The sequence below is a fragment of the Granulicatella sp. HMSC30F09 genome (genome assembly GCF_001806915.1).
GTDB lineage: Bacteria > Bacillota > Bacilli > Lactobacillales > Aerococcaceae > Granulicatella > Granulicatella adiacens.
The window spans coordinates 1-16,188 of record NZ_KV786426.1; the positions used below are offsets into that span (position 1 = coordinate 1).

Here is a 16,188-nt window from a genome sequence, read left to right on the forward strand (position 1 = left end):
TGGTTTGTCCAGTAAAGGGGGTACATATCAACTGTGAGCTCTTTTTTGTCTTCTGTCTTTCTGCCTAATCTTCCCCCGGTCGCATTGGTCTTTTATATTTACTCTTTGATTCTTGTCGGATGATGGTATGTGGGGATTTGCGTCCCGCGTTTGAGTTTCGAAAGAGCATTTGCATTTTTTCGTCGTCGAAGAGTTCAAGGTTTTGATCGACGAAGTGACTTGCATCAGCTTTCCAATCGGAATGATAGTAATTGAATAATTCAGCCATTGCGATCGTTTTATCGGTGGCACTCCCTTTAAATTCAGGGTCTGTTACTTCTGTTAAGTATTGTTGCATTTTTGCAATTCTATTTTTATCAAAATCTGCCATAACATTCGCCTCTTTTCATTTATATTTTATCACAGCTCTGTTTTTGAAAAAAGAACTATTTAAATTACTGTTCATTTTTATTTGTTTGCATTATACTAGATAATACTGTTTTTTAGAAAGGAGAGTGAATTATGGCAAAAGATATGACAAGTGGCAAGCCTATCAAGTTGATTTGGAACTTTACGATTCCATTATTAATCGGTAATTTATTCCAACAATTATATAACATGGCGGATACATTTATCGTTGGACGAACGATTGGTGTTCATGCTCTGGCTTCAGTTGGCTCAACTGGAAGTATTATTTTTCTTATTCTAGGATTTGCAAATGGACTAACGGCGGGATTAGCCATTCCACTTGCGCAAAGATATGGCGCTAAAAATTATTCAGGAGTAAAGCGTAGTTTTTATGTATCCATACTGATTTCTGCCATGGTTGCCATTCTTTTAACAATTCTCAGTATGCTCTTTTGTCGCCAAATTTTAGAAATCATGCAAACGCCCGTCGAAATTATTGACGGCGCTTATGATTATTTGATGGTCATCTTTGCCGGAATCTTTTCGTCTATGGCTTTTAATTTGCTCTCTAATATTTTCCGTTCAATTGGAGACGCGAAAACGCCATTGTATTTCCTTGTGATTGCTTGCATCATGAATATCATTCTAGATGTTGTTTTTATTGCGGGATTCGGAATGGGTGTTGAAGGGGCCGGATATGCGACAGTTCTTTCTCAAATATTTTCTGCACTCGCATGCATCCTTTATATATGGAAGAAAATTCCTATTTTAAGATTGAACTCAAAAGACTTCGTTGCAGAATCTTCGGACGTAAAAGAACATGTTCGCATTTCGTTTCCAATGGCCTTTCAATCTTCCATTATTGCAATAGGGGCCATTATTATTCAAATCACTTTAAATCAATTGGGAGCAACTGCCGTAGCTGCTTATACTGCCGCACAAAAAATTGATCAGGTTGCTATTCTTCCAATGATGTCTTTTGGAGTAACGATGGCAACGTTCGTGGCACAAAACTATGGAGCAAAAAAATACGACCGAATTTGGAGAGGCGTACGAGACTGCATTAAGTTATCCTTGACTTTTGCCATTTCGGTAGGAATTATTCTCAATCTGTTTAGTCCTATTTTTATTCGTGCTTTTGTCGGCGTTGGACATGAAGAGGTGGTTGAGTTAGGGGCGATTTATTTTATAACGAATGGAACGATGTATAGTCTTTTATCATTGCTCTTTATTTATCGATACACTTTACAAGGGGTAGGAAAGACTTTTACACCTACCGTAGCAGGAATTATGGAATTATGTATGCGAGCTTTTGCAGCCGTAGTACTTTCCAATTTATATGGGTATACGGGAGCAACAATGGCTAACCCATTAGCATGGCTAGGTTCGTTAATTCCACTGATGATCGCATATTATTTATTTAAGAATAAATTTCCGAAAGAGCAGGTTTCTTAATGAGTATATAAAAAATGGTATATCCTAAGTTTCAGGGGATTAATTCTGAAATATATAAATTTATATGAAGAAATTATGATAACATTTATAAAATGTTCTTTTTTATGTTACAATTAATTTGATAGTTAACAATAATTGTGGAAAGGTGATGATTTTTTTCTTATTTGGGGAATGAGAGGTTAGTTGATCGTGTGTTATGTAGGGGAACGTACATAGAAAAAGGAGATTAAAATGAAACAAAAATTTTTAAAATTATTGTCGCTGTTTGTCGTCGTTGGTTTTCTCATGCAAGGATTGAATTCTTCAGTACTTGCGCAGGGAACTCCACAAGAAGTTGATGCAACGATTACGCATTTTGAAATCCAAAATGCAAGTAAAAAGTCAGTTAACGAGTTAAATAAAAATGACTTCTTTTACTTAGCAATGGATTGGCAAGTTAGTAATTCGGGCTCGGTATTACATTCTGGGGATTATTTTGATATTACACTTCCTAATAATTTAACATTTCCACCTGGGTATTCAGAACCCCAATTTGATTTAACGGATTCTGAGGGGAATGTAATTGCAAGAGCTGTTGTGACTACAGGCCCTGAAGCTATTGGAGGTAAGATTCGAGTTACCTTTAATGACAAAATTAATAATAAATATGATGTCAAAGGGAAGCTTTATTTAGGTGCTCTATTTAATAAACGTGTTACAAAAGACAATGTGGTTAACCAATTTGATATTTCTGTTAAAGGGAAAGTCACTTCTACAAACCTTAAAGTAACAAAAGTTGGTGTTCCAGCAGATCAAATTATTTCTAAATGGGGTCAACAAGTTACACAAAATGGACAACGGATTGATCAAGTAGAATGGTATGCAAATATCAACTATGCTAAAGCAGATTTAAAAAATGCGGTTATTACAGATGAACTTCCAAATGGAGAAACTTATATTCCAGGTTCTTTTGTGTTAGAAGAAGTAGAATATACAGATGAAGGTGCGATTCTTAGAAGACTTAATAAAATTAGTTTAGATGGCAAACTTCAATTAAGTAATAATAATCAATCGTTTACGATTAATATGGGAGATACTGGAGCGAAACAATATCGCTTAACTTATAGAACGACTTACACGATTGGCTCTTCTTTAAGAAACAAAATTAAAGTAACACATGCTGGTGGTTCGAAAGAACACGGATTTACTTATAAGTCATCAGAAGCTGGTGGTACTGCAGATGGACAATTAGCAAGTAAAATCAAATTGACGAAAGTCGATGAAGAAGATAAAAATATTGTTCTTGCAAATGCGGTGTTCGAAGTCACTGGTCCAGACAACCAAAAATTCGAACTAAGAACCGGTAAAGACGGTACGATTATCTCTGGTGTGTTAAAACAAGGAACCTACACAGTAAGAGAAATTCAAGCTCCTACAGGGTATCAATTAAATGGAGATACATTTACATTAGAAGTAACTCCTAAAGGTGGAGCCCTTAAAACAATTACAAATAAGAGAATTAAAATCAACATTTCTGGTGAAAAAACATGGGATGATGCCAATGATCAAGATGGAAAACGTCCTTCAAAAATCAGAGTGAACTTACTAGATGAAAATCAAAAAGTAGTTCAATCTAAAGATGTAACACCAGATGCTTCTGGAAAATGGGTTTATACATTTGAAAATGTAGATGAATATAATGTCAAAACTGGTAAAAAGATGAATTACACGATTACCGAAGAAGCGGTAGAAGGGTATACAACAGAAGTTACAGGATATGACATCAAAAACTCGTACACACCTAAAAAGACAAGTATCCAAGTGACTAAGAGCTGGAATGACGCCGAAGATCAAGACGGAAAACGTCCTACAAGTGTCACCATCACTCTTTATGCAGATGGTCAAAAAACAGATCAAACGCTTGTCTTAAATAAAGAAAACAATTGGACAGGAAGCTTCTCAAATCTTGATGTGTATAAAGCAGGTAAGAAAATTGAATACACTATTAAGGAAACGACTGTTGAAAATGGATATGCAAGTTCAACAGCAGGTAGCGTAGAACAAGGCTTCACTGTTACAAATAGTAGAACTCCAGAAAAAACTTCTGTGAAGGGAACTAAAACATGGGATGATGCTAACGACCAAGATGGCAAACGTCCGAAAGAAATTACCATTAAATTGTTGAAGAATGGTCAAGAATTTAAAACTCAAAAAGTAACTGCAGCGGATGGTTGGAAATGGAGTTTTGATAATCTAGACAAGTATGAGAATAAACAAGAAATTACTTATACTGTTGTAGAAGAACAAGTTGAAGGCTATACAACTAAAGTAAATGGCTACGACATCACGAACTCATACACACCAGGTAAAACAAGCGTACAAGTAACAAAAGCTTGGGATGATGCGAATAACCAAGATGGTAAACGTCCTGCAACAGTAACGGTTACTTTATATGCAGATGGCCAAAAAACAGATAAGACTCTTCAATTAACGAAAGAAAACAATTGGACAGGAAGCTTTACAGATTTAGATGAGTTCAAATCTGGTAAGAAAATTGAATATTCTATTAAAGAAGAATCAGTTGAAAATGGTTATGTGAGCCAAGTGACAGGAGAAGCTAAAAAAGGTTATGTAGTGACAAACTCTAGAACTCCCGAAAAGACTTCTGTTAAAGGAAGTAAAACATGGGATGATGCCAACAACCAAGATGGCAAACGTCCAAAAGAAATCACAATCAACTTATTGAAGAATGGTCAACAAGTAGCTACGAAGAAAGTAACAGAAGCTGACGAGTGGAAATGGAGCTTTGATAATCTTGACAAGTATGAGAATGGACAAGAAATCACTTATACAATTGTAGAAGAAAAAGTGGAAGGCTACACAGCAACGGTTAAAGACTTCAACGTTACAAACTCATATACACCAGGTAAGACAAGTATCCAAGTAACGAAAGCTTGGGATGATGCTAATGACCAAGATGGTGTTCGTCCAACAAGTGTAACGATTAAGTTACTTGCGGATGGAAAAGAAACAGATAAGAAACTAGTATTATCGAAAGAGAATAACTGGACAGGTAACTTCACAGATCTTGATGAATATAAAGATGGTAAGAAGATTGAATATACAATTTCTGAAGAAACGGTAGGAAAAGGATATACAACTCTGATTACAGGAAATGTTCAAGAAGGATTTGTGGTTACAAACAAGAGAACACCAAATACGCCTCCTGAAAAACCAAAAAATGAATTACCAAAAACAGGTACAGCTGCTTCATTAGCACTTCTTGGAGCGGTAGCCCTCATTGGTGGAGTAACAGTATTAAAGTTTCAAAGAAAAGATAACTAAAAAACTATAATATAGTAGGTTTTATGAAGGGAATAAGTTTTATTTAAAAACTTATTCTCTTTTTTTGTATAAAACAATAGAAAATTCATATTTAAAATGTAAAATTTTAAAATTTAACATAATAAAAGATTGACAAGTACTTAAACAAACCTATATTATAATCGTAGTGGACTATAACTAAAAATTAGGAGGACAATAATAGATGAAAAAATTATTTCATTCTTTTGTAGCACTATTGATGCTAGTAACGGTCTTCGTACCATTACTTAAATTGAATAGTGTTGTTAACGCTGCTGAAAAACCAACTGCAGATTATACGTTAACAACGGTACCAACGATTAATAATAATCCGTTGGTCGATCATGCAAAATATGGTGAAGGTAAGTTCTATCTTAAAACTACTTATAAGTTTAAAGATGAAGTAACTCTAAACGACGGTGACTTCATGACTTACCAAGTTCCTGCGGAGTTCAAAATCGAACAAGATTCAACAACTCCTTTAAAGGCTGCAAATGGGGAAACAATTGCAACTTTGACTACAGACAAAGCAACGAACACTGCTAAGGTTACAGTGACAAATCCTGAGTACTTCAAAAACTTAAATGAAGGAAAAGAAATTACTGCAACATTTACTGTAGTATGGGCAGACAAAGTAGAAAGAAATAAAGAATATGCAATCAATATTCCAGGAGCTGGGGTTTATAACTTAACTCGTATCGTTCCAGATGATGACCCAACAGGGTTTACTAAATGGGGGGTACAAGATTCAAATGACCCTAACTTTGTTAACTGGCGTATTCGTGTAAACCGTTATGCTGAAAGCTTGACAAATGTTTCAATTAAAGACATGATTCCAGATGATCAAGTATTAGCAAGTGAAATTACTGGTTACTACTTTAGTGAATGGAATAAAGAAGGGGATCCACATCCACCTTTAGCTGCTAGCGATGTTAACGTTGTAGACAAGAACAACTTTACCATTACTCCAAATCCAAATGGGGATGGTACTTTAAACAAAGGTTTATACATTATGTATAAAACTCGTTTAACAAAACCAGTTGATTTGTCAACTAAAAAAGCATTTAATGATGCTACTATGACTGCTACAGAAAAAGCAGCACCTCTTGAAATAAAAAAAGCTTTTGCTCCATTAACAGCCACTGATGGTGTGGGTACTGGATCTAAGTCTGACGAAGTTGAGTTTCAAGTTACTAAAAAATTAGAAGGTAAAACTCTTGCAAAAGATGCTTTCAGCTTCCAATTAATCGACAAAACTGGTCAAGTAGTTGAAACAGTTAAAAACGATGCAAAAGGTAATGTGAAATTTACTGCTATCAAATTTAGTGAAGTTGGTCAATCAGTTTACACAATTAAAGAAGTAAACGATGCTAAAAAAGGATACACTTACGATGAAAAAACAATCACTGCTACAGTTACTGTAGAAGATGTATACGGTGAAAAAATTGCAAGTGTTAAATATGACAGCAAAGAGTTCTCTAACTCATATAAAGCTGCTCCTACAACAGTTGAATTAAAAGCTACTAAAGTTTTACAAAACAAAACTCTTGAAGCTGATAAATATACTTTTGAACTAAAAGAAAACGGTCAAGTTGTTCAAACAGCTAAGAACGCTCAAGATGGTTCAATTAAATTCCCAGCAATTACTTATGCTACAGAGGGAGTCCACACCTATACTGTAACTGAACAAGCTGGAACTGAAGATGACGGAGTTACATTTGATACAAATGCATACGAAGTAACTGTTGAAGTAAAAGACAATGGTGAAGGTCAATTAGTTGCTACAATTAAAAATGGAGATAACTTAACATTCACTAATGTTTACTCTGCTAAACCAGTTAAAAAAGCATTAACAGCTACTAAAGTTCTTAACGGTGGAACATTAGCTGACGACCAATTCGAATTCGAATTGAAAGAAGGCCAAAATGTTGTTGCTACTGCTAAGAACAAAGCTGACGGTTCAGTAACATTCAAGGAAATTGAATATACAGCTGCTGGTACACATACTTACACAGTATCAGAAAAAGCTGGCACAGCTGCTGGATATACTTACGATTCTAAAGTATACACAGTAACTGTTGATGTTGTAGATAATGGAAAAGGTCAATTAGTTGCAAATGTAACTGATGGCGACAACTTAGTATTTACTAACAAATACGAAGAACCAACAACTACAACAACAACAACAACAACTACTACAACGACAACAACTACAACTACAACAACTACAACAACTGAAACTACTACTGAAGTTCCTTCAACTGAAGCAACTACTACAACAGTAGAAGAACCAAAAGAACCAGAATTACCAAATACTGGTGCAACAGCTACTTTAGCTGGAGCAGGTGTTGCTGTATTGTTATCAGGATTTGCAGTATTAGGATTTAAGAAAAGAGAAAACTAATCGTTAATCTTTAAATGAGGATGCGTATGCATCCTCATTTTTTTTTTATTTATTAAATGGTATAATAAAACGAATATACTTGAATCGAGGTGGAGAAATGAAGTCGGATATTGAAATTGCACAAGAAGCGTCAATGCAGCCCATTACAAAGATAGCAAGTAAGATTGGATTAACAGAAGACGAAATTGATTTATATGGAAAAGTGAAAGCAAAGATTCTTAAATCAGATATACATGAAGCCAACAACTACGGTAAGTTAATCTTAGTAACTTCAATGAATCCCACACCTGCAGGAGAAGGAAAATCAACCGTTACAATTGGTCTTGGGGATGCTTTAAGTTCTATCCAAAAGAAAACAGCCATTGCATTACGAGAGCCATCTTTAGGGCCAACTCTTGGACTAAAAGGAGGAGCAACAGGTGGAGGCTATGCTCAAGTGGTTCCGATGGAAGAAATCAATCTTCATTTCACAGGGGACATGCATGCCTTAACGAGTGCAACCAACCTTCTATCTGCCATTATTGATAATCACATCCATCAAGGAAATGAACTAAATATTGATATCAAACGAATACTATGGAAAAGGGCGGTAGATTTAAATGATCGTGCTTTAAGAACGATTGAAATCGGGCTCGGAGGTCCTGTAAATGGAGTTCCTAGAGAGGACGGATTCGAGATTACGGTAGCAACCGAAATGATGGCTGTTCTTTGTTTAGCACGGGACTTAAACGACCTGCAAAAAAGAGTTTCGAATATTCTTGTTGCTTATGATATTTCTGGAGATCCGATTCGTGTTTCTGACTTAAAAGTAGAAGGTGCGATTACCGCTTTATTGAAAGAGGCCATTAAGCCGAATCTGGTTCAAACTTTAGAGGGGACACCTGCTATCGTTCACGGAGGACCATTTGCCAATATTGCACACGGATGTAATAGTGTGATGGCTACAAAGATGGCCTTAACATTGGCGGATTATACAGTAACAGAAGCTGGCTTTGGGGCTGACTTAGGAGCTCAAAAGTTCCTGGATATTAAAGTGCCAGTATTAGGGAAGTCTCCAGATGCGATTGTTCTTGTCGCGACCATTCGATCGACTAAAATGCATGGAGGGTTGTCTCTCGAAGAGTTATCTAATGGAGAATCACTCGATGCATTAAGAGAAGGATTTAAAAACGTTGCAAAGCATATCGAGAATGTACAGAAGTACGGCGTTCCAATGGTCGTAGCCTTAAATGAATTTACGACGGATACTCCGGCTGAAAGAGAATTGTTTATGGAGCTTTGTGAAGCAATTGGAGTTGATTGCATTTTGTCTTCCGTTTGGGAAAAAGGCTCAGAAGGCGGAATTCATTTAGCCAAAAAAGTAGTGGAACTCTGCGAGCAGAATAGTCAGTTTAATGCATTGTATCCAGTAGATGCGACGATTCAAGAAAAGATTGAGGCGGTTGCTACCAAAATTTATGGAGCTTCGAAAGTGAATTATACCCAGAATGCACTCGAAGATTTAAAAGAAATAGAGCGTTTGGGTTGGAATGAAATGAATATTTGTATTGCAAAAACACCTTATTCATTCTCAAATAATGCAAAATTGAAAGGACGGCCAACCGATTTTGAGATAACGATTCGTTCACTTGTTCCTAAGTTAGGTGCTGGATTTATTGTTGCGCTGACAGGGAAAGTTCTTACAATGCCTGGACTTCCAAAAGTACCCGCAGCCTTAGGAATTACTGTAAGTGAAGATGGAAAAATTCAAGGCCTCTATTAGAGGTGACGAAAGGAGTTTGCATGAAAGATTTTAGAGTAGATCATTTAAAAAAATCTTATGGTGCAAAAACACTATTAGAAGATGTTTCTTTTATTATCAATGAAGGGGAACATGTAGGTCTCATCGGACAAAATGGGACTGGTAAAAGTACGCTTCTTTCGATTTTAGCTGGGGTCGATTTTGCAGAATCAGGAGATATTACAACTTCAAATGACTACAGAATTGGGTATTTATCTCAACAACCGGAACTAGACGATGAAGATACAATTTTTGAAGCGTTATATAAAGGCGATCATCCAACATTAAAAGTCGTTCATGATTTTGAAGAAGTGGTGGAACAATTACGCAAAAATCCAACGTCCCAAAGCCTTGCAAAACGATATAGTGACCTTGAGCAAAAGATGAATGAAATTGATGGATGGCAAGTAGAAGTTCAAATTAAAACCATTCTTCAAAAAATGGGATTGACGGATATCCAAAAGAAAGTTGGGACTTTATCCGGTGGTCAAAAGAAACGTGTTGGTCTTGCTAAAGTATTGATGGAAGAACCGGATTTACTCTTACTAGATGAGCCGACAAACCACTTAGACCTTGAAGCGATAGAATGGTTGGAAGGATACTTAGCTAATTATAAAGGTGCGATGATGCTTGTTACTCATGATCGTTACTTCCTAGAACGTGCGGTAACGCATATGTTTGAATTGGTCAATGGTCGTATTGAAGCCTATGAAGGAAACTATGAATCTTACTTAGAGCAAAGAAGCCAAAGAGAGCAAATTGCGAGCCGTATGAGCCAAAAGCAAAAGCGATTATACCAGAGCGAATTAGAATGGATGCGTCAGGGCGCAAAAGCTCGTACGACAAAACAACAAGCGCGTATTCAGCGATTTGAAGCATTAGAAAAAGATGTGAAACAGACAACTAGTCAAGAAAAATTAGTAATGGAATTTGACCAAACGAGAATCGGTAAACGGGTCTTCCAAATGGAAGATTCCAGCCTTTCGATTAATGGCCAACAAATTGTGAAGAATCTGGACTGGATTATTCAGAGTAAAGCACGTATTGGGATTGCGGGTGTGAATGGAGTCGGAAAATCAACCTTTCTGAATGCGATAGCTGGGCAAATTCCATTTGACAGCGGTCAGTTTGTTGTAGGGGAGACTGTTCGAATTGCGTATTATAAGCAACAAGACGAAGATATCCCAATGGATAAACAATTGATTCAGTACTTACGTGAAGAAGCAGAAGAAATTAAACGCGCAAATGGAGAAGTGGCATCCATTTCTGAATTACTAGAGACTTTTTTGTTTCCGAGACATTTGCATGGAGCTTATATTCACACACTATCTGGCGGAGAAAGAAGAAGACTTTATTTACTCCGTTTATTAATGACAAAGCCGAATGTTTTATTGCTGGATGAGCCAACAAACGATTTAGATATCGATACATTAACTGTATTAGAAGATTTTCTTCAATCTTTCAATGGAGCAGTTCTCATTGTATCTCACGATCGTTATTTCTTAGATAAAACGGTGGAGCAGTTATTTGTCATCCGAGGAGAAGGTCAAACGGAATTGTTCTATGGGTCTATGAGTGATTACTTAGAACAAGAGAAGGGTTTATCGAAAGTAGTTGTCGAAACTCCAAAAGAGGAAAAAAGTAAAGAGGAGACTACTAAGCTAACTCCGGCCAAGAAAATGACGTATCAAGAGAAGAAAGAATGGGAAACCATTGAAACGACGATACAAGAGTTAGAAGAAAAATTGGAATCATTGCAAAACGAAATGACTGCAAATGCGCAAGATTTTGCAAAATTACAAGCATTACAAGAAGAACTCGATAAAACAGAAGAAGCAGCTGCAAACGCCTATGACCGTTGGGAATATTTAGCAGAATTAGCTGGGAATTAATAGAAAGGAACAGACATGACGAAGCAGTATAAAGAGTTATTAACTAAAATTTTAGAAGAGGGTACGACAAAAACAGATCGTACCGGAACAGGAACGAAGAGTATTTTTGGGTATCAAATGCGTTTTGATCTTCAAAAAGGATTTCCACTTTTGACGACTAAAAGAGTCCCTTTTGGATTAATTAAGAGCGAATTATTGTGGTTTTTACACGGAGATACCAATATCAAGTATTTATTGGAACATAATAATCACATTTGGGATGAATGGGCATTTGAACGCTATGTGTCTTCGCCAAAATACAAAGGACCAGATATGACAGATTTTGGTCGCCGTTGCTTACAAGACGAAGCGTTTAATGAAGTTTATCAAGAAGTGAAAAAAGACTTCTGTGAGAAAATTTTATCGGATGATGCGTTTGCGGCGGAATTCGGAGAATTAGGGAATATTTATGGTTCACAATGGCGTCATTGGAAAACTTCAAAAGGAGAAACCATTGACCAAATCGAAGACTTACTCAACTTGTTGAAAAATTCCCCTGATTCACGTCGGATGATTGTTTCTGCTTGGAATCCAGAAGATGTTCCAAGTATGGCTCTTCCACCATGTCACACAATGTTTCAGTTTTATGTGGCGGATGGTAAATTAAGTTGCCAATTATATCAACGTAGTGCAGACGTGTTCCTCGGAGTACCGTTCAACATCGCAAGCTATGCATTATTAACACATTTAATTGCTAATGAAGTAGGATTAGAAGTGGGTGAATTTGTCCATACTTTAGGAGATGCACACATTTACTTAAATCATATGGAACAAGTAAAAACACAATTAGCGCGTGAAGAGATGGCGTTACCTACACTAGTTTTAAAACATCCTGAAAAATCGATGTTTGATATTGATGTTACGGATGTCGTGGTTGAAGGATATCAATCACATCCAACAATTAAAGCGCCTATTGCTGTCTAATGCAGGAGGAAGAAGATGTTAATTTATATTTGGGCTCAAGATGAGAAAGGTCTAGTCGGAAAAAATGGGACACTTCCTTGGCGTTTGCCGAATGATTTGAAGTTCTTTAAAGAAGTCACGATGGGGCAAACAATATTAATGGGTCGAAAGACTTTTGAAGGAATGGGAAGTCGCTTACTTCCGGGGCGACAAACCATCATCCTAACTACTAGCTCGGATTATATTGTTCCTGGTGCAGAAGTCGTAACGAATATTGAGGAGATTGTTGAAGATAGTCGACATGAGGATATTTATGTTTGTGGTGGAGCACAAGTATATAATCTGTTGAAAAATCATGTGGAACTTCTCTATTGTACGAGAATTCATGCTAGTTTTGAGGGAGATACTTATTTTCCAACAGAATTTCCTTGGAGCGATTTTATTAAAGTAAAATCGTTAGAAGGGGAAATGGACGAAAAAAATCTCTATCCTCACACCTTTGAAATTTATGAACGAAAAGAGGGTTCTTATGACCACTTGGCATGATGTGATTGGGGAAGAAAAAGAAAAGGAATACTTTAAAAAGGTTCGTTTGTTTGAAAGAGAAGAACGAAGTCGACATCAAGTTTTTCCAAAAGCGGAGAATGTGTTTAAGGCGCTTGAACTCACACCATTTGATCAAGTGAAAGTGGTTATCTTAGGTCAAGACCCTTATCACGGAGATCATCAAGCGCATGGACTTAGTTTTTCAGTGCAACAAGGTGTGGCACTTCCGCCTTCTTTGCAAAACATCTATAAGGAATTAGAAACGGATTTAGGAATCCCAGTTGCAAAGACTGGAGAGTTAACCTCTTGGGCAAAACAAGGGGTACTCCTTCTCAACACCGTTTTAACAGTCCGAGCACATGAAGCGAATAGTCATCGTGGAATGGGTTGGGAAACTTTTACGGATGCGGTGATTTCATCGTTAAATAAAAGTGATTATCCAATCGTATTTCTACTATGGGGAAGGCCAGCACAATCTAAAGAAAAATTAATTACCAATGAGAATCACTTGATTTTAAAGTCACCGCACCCAAGCCCGTTGTCAGCTTATCGCGGATTCTTTGGAAGTAAACCATTTAGTAAAATTAATGATTTTCTTTTAGCTACAAATCAAAAACCAATCGATTGGAGAGTTGAGTAAATGAAATTAATTCATTTACTCAATTTTTATGTTCATTATATGATTTTTATGATACAATCGATATAAAGTATGAATAGAAAGAAGGTATATCATGAATCTTAAGTCTAAAAGACTTCATTTTTTTGCAAGTTTATTGATGATTTTGTCAATATTATTTGTTGGTAATTCTTTTGCAAACGCTGCAGAAGGTAGAGAGTTAGAAAAAGTTATTTCGGGATTAGAATTATTAGATCAATCTGATACGAAGTTAACTCCAGATGAAAATGGCGTTTATCAAATACGAACGAACAATTCGTATAAGTTAAGAGCTACTTTCGATTTAGCAAGTTATGACAATAATATTAAAAATGGCGATTTCTTTAAATTAACAGTACCGCCTTCACTAACATTCTTTAATAATAATGATATTGAATTAGTTGATTTAGAGACTCAAGTTCCAATTGCAGATGCTCACTTTGAAAGTAATGGTGATAATCAAGGAGGAACTGTAACCGTTACTTTAAAAAACTTAGAAAAGTATTTAGAAAAGAAAGGTGCGGATACAGTTAAAGGAGTAAAAGGAAACTTAGCTCTAAACTTTATCTATAAGCAAGATGTAACCGACAAGACTGTTACTTTTGATTCTAAATCATTAAAAACAGTCATTACTCAAGTGCATACTTCAAAAACTTATACACCTGACGCGGTAGTTGGAGAAGAAAACTTTGCCAAAAATGGTGGTCAAGCAGTTAGAAAAGCTTGGGATTCGCCTAAATTAAAAGCTGCTGGCAGTCCATCTTCTGGCCAATATGTCTCTAGATGGAGAGTTCGTGTTAACACAAGTGGAAAGAATTTAGGGAATAATTTAGTTCTAAATGATGTTCTACCTCAATTGGATGGTACAGCAAGTATCCAATATATTCCTGAATCATTATTAGTCTATAAAGCCCCTTCGATGACTGAAGGAACTTCAGCAGATGCTGCTGATTTCGTTCTTTTAACTGAAGGAGTTGACTATACGGTTAATTGGGCAGCCGATTATAAGAGCTTCACAATTACATTTAAAGATGGAAGTCAAAAATATTATGTCACTTACGAAACAACTACACCTAATGATGGAAGCAAGGTAGCCAATATGGTTTCTCTTACAAAAGAAGATGGAGAAGAAATTACTCGTCGTACAAATGTAACAGACACAACTTTTACAGCTACTGCTACATCATTATTCTCAGGAACCATTGAGGCTGCTGGAGCATACACGATTAAATTAGTGAAAGTAGATGCTGTAACTGGTCAGCCAGTAAAAGATGCGGTGTATGTCGTTACAGATCCTAGCGGAGCAACCGTTGAATTGACGACGGACCAAGATGGAAATGCTGTTTCTCAAGCTTTTGACCAAAAGTACGTTGGAAAAGAATTTACTGTAAAAGAGAAAACAGCTCCAGAAGGATATGAATTAGACGAAACAGAATATAAAGTTGTTTTAGGAGTAGAACGTAGTCTTCTCAAATTGAAAGATCAACCAAAAGAAGTGACAACAACAACCACTACGACTACTACTACAACGACAACAACAACAACAACTGCTTCTACTACTGAAGCAACGACAACAACACAATCAACAACTACAGAAGCGACTACACAAGAACCTACCACTGAAGTTACAACTACAGAAAGTACGACAACTGCAGAAAATACCACCAGTGAAGCTACTACTGTAAATACTACGACAGCTGTCTCTTCTGAAGAACCTTCTACAACAGAAGATAAAAAAGAAGAACTTCCAAATACTGGTACAGGAAGTCAAGGCTTCTACATTATCGGAGGAATTGTTTTACTAGCAGCAGCTGCTGGATTATTATTCTTTGCAAAAAATAAAAAAGATGATAAATAATAGTATGAAAGACTGACAGTTATACTGTCGGTCTTTTTTATTTGGACTTGCAAATGATAAGGTTGAATATAGAAGTACTGAGGAGTAAAATAGAAGTAGGAAAAGAATATATGGATGGAGGGATTTTCAATGGAAAAACTGATGTCTTACTTCTATAAATTAGTTGCAATTGTGACCATCCTCTATTTAATGATTACAATCTACTTAATGAGTTTAGGAGATTCTTTAATCACTCGTGAAGGATGGTATGTCATTATCCTAAGTAGTTTTATTCTTGTGATTGTTTTTGGCCTAGAATATGCTCGCAGGAGATTCTCAGATAGCCTTTTTGAATTAATGTTAAATACGATAGGAATGCTTTGTTTAGGATGGTTGATGTTTGTTGTCCGTGCTTTTGGGGTTACTGTCAACAACCACGCAAGTAGTCTTCAGTTGAATAGTGTATTTCAACAAATCATTTCGGGATTCGAATGGAGTCGCTTAGTACTATTTATTTTAAGTATTGCTTTTGTGATTGGAAATGGGATTCTCTATTTAAAACAGTCTAATCTAGTAACTCATTCATAATCTTCTTAAAACGTTCCGTTTTTACTTTTTTTTGGCTCTTTGTCAAATAGTGTTGATGAAGAATTTTAGGAAGGAATTAAGCAACTAATTGTTGCTTAATTCCTTTTTGTTTTGTGCATAACTTTTTGTTATTAAAATAATCTTGTTTCTAAAATGGTAATAGTTTCTAAAGCAATAGGCATTTTTTTTAAGTACTTTTATTTTATTGTTTATTACTTCGATAGGGCCATTTGCTCTAGTTGGATGCTTACAAGTATTTTGAATATATGGCAGGTAAGTAATAAGAGACTTTAATACTCTTTTTAAACCAGGAGATAGATTTAATTGAGTAGCTGCTTCAATCGTTTCCTTGAATTCTAT

The 16,188-nt window shown here is 36.1% G+C and carries 11 protein-coding genes and 1 pseudogene; 10 read left to right on the top strand and 2 right to left on the bottom strand.

Translation table 11 applies throughout. The annotated features are described in order from the left end of the window. Positions 1-64: 64 nt before the first annotated feature. Positions 65-370: a hypothetical protein gene (locus HMPREF3103_RS05060; RefSeq protein WP_005605205.1), complete on the bottom strand. Its 306-nt coding sequence runs from the start codon at positions 368-370 to the stop codon at positions 65-67. 131 nt (positions 371-501) lie between these two features. Between HMPREF3103_RS05060 and HMPREF3103_RS05065 the strand changes: the two genes are divergently transcribed. From HMPREF3103_RS05065 to HMPREF3103_RS05110, 10 genes are all read left to right on the top strand, one after another. Then, on the top strand, positions 502-1,842 hold the full coding sequence (locus tag HMPREF3103_RS05065) for an MATE family efflux transporter (RefSeq protein WP_070437868.1): 1,341 nt from the start codon (positions 502-504) through the stop codon (positions 1,840-1,842). A gap of 231 nt (positions 1,843-2,073) precedes the next feature. After that, complete coding sequence (locus HMPREF3103_RS05070) at positions 2,074-5,166, top strand: Cna B-type domain-containing protein (protein WP_070437871.1); 3,093 nt, start codon at positions 2,074-2,076, stop codon at positions 5,164-5,166. A 202-nt stretch (positions 5,167-5,368) separates the two neighbouring features. Beyond that, positions 5,369-7,588 carry a Spy0128 family protein gene (locus tag HMPREF3103_RS05075; protein ID WP_070437873.1) on the top strand — a complete coding sequence of 740 codons (2,220 nt, stop codon included), beginning with the start codon at positions 5,369-5,371 and terminating at the stop codon, positions 7,586-7,588. A gap of 97 nt (positions 7,589-7,685) precedes the next feature. Beyond that, on the top strand, positions 7,686-9,350 hold the full coding sequence (locus HMPREF3103_RS05080) for a formate--tetrahydrofolate ligase (RefSeq protein WP_049554653.1): 1,665 nt from the start codon (positions 7,686-7,688) through the stop codon (positions 9,348-9,350). Between the two features lie 20 nt (positions 9,351-9,370). Then, positions 9,371-11,260: an ABC-F family ATP-binding cassette domain-containing protein gene (locus HMPREF3103_RS05085; RefSeq protein ID WP_070437877.1), complete on the top strand. Its 1,890-nt coding sequence runs from the start codon at positions 9,371-9,373 to the stop codon at positions 11,258-11,260. Between the two features lie 15 nt (positions 11,261-11,275). Next, the gene (locus HMPREF3103_RS05090) at positions 11,276-12,223 is read left to right on the top strand and encodes a thymidylate synthase (protein ID WP_070437879.1); all 948 of its coding nucleotides are present in this window, start codon (positions 11,276-11,278) and stop codon (positions 12,221-12,223) included. A gap of 15 nt (positions 12,224-12,238) precedes the next feature. Further along, positions 12,239-12,748: a dihydrofolate reductase gene (locus HMPREF3103_RS05095; RefSeq protein ID WP_070437882.1), complete on the top strand. Its 510-nt coding sequence runs from the start codon at positions 12,239-12,241 to the stop codon at positions 12,746-12,748. After that, a complete protein-coding gene (gene ung / locus HMPREF3103_RS05100; protein WP_070437885.1) occupies positions 12,732-13,388 on the top strand; it encodes a uracil-DNA glycosylase in 657 nt (218 codons plus the stop codon). The genes HMPREF3103_RS05095 and ung overlap by 17 nt, the downstream gene beginning before the upstream one ends. 91 nt (positions 13,389-13,479) lie before the next feature. After that, on the top strand, positions 13,480-15,261 hold the full coding sequence (locus HMPREF3103_RS05105) for a prealbumin-like fold domain-containing protein (RefSeq protein ID WP_070437887.1): 1,782 nt from the start codon (positions 13,480-13,482) through the stop codon (positions 15,259-15,261). Between the two features lie 129 nt (positions 15,262-15,390). Further along, the gene (locus tag HMPREF3103_RS05110) at positions 15,391-15,828 is read left to right on the top strand and encodes a hypothetical protein (RefSeq protein WP_070437889.1); all 438 of its coding nucleotides are present in this window, start codon (positions 15,391-15,393) and stop codon (positions 15,826-15,828) included. Between the two features lie 76 nt (positions 15,829-15,904). Here the strand turns inward: HMPREF3103_RS05110 and HMPREF3103_RS09625 are convergent. Further along, positions 15,905-16,188 (bottom strand): annotated as a pseudogene (locus HMPREF3103_RS09625) (transposase); the annotation flags it as partial.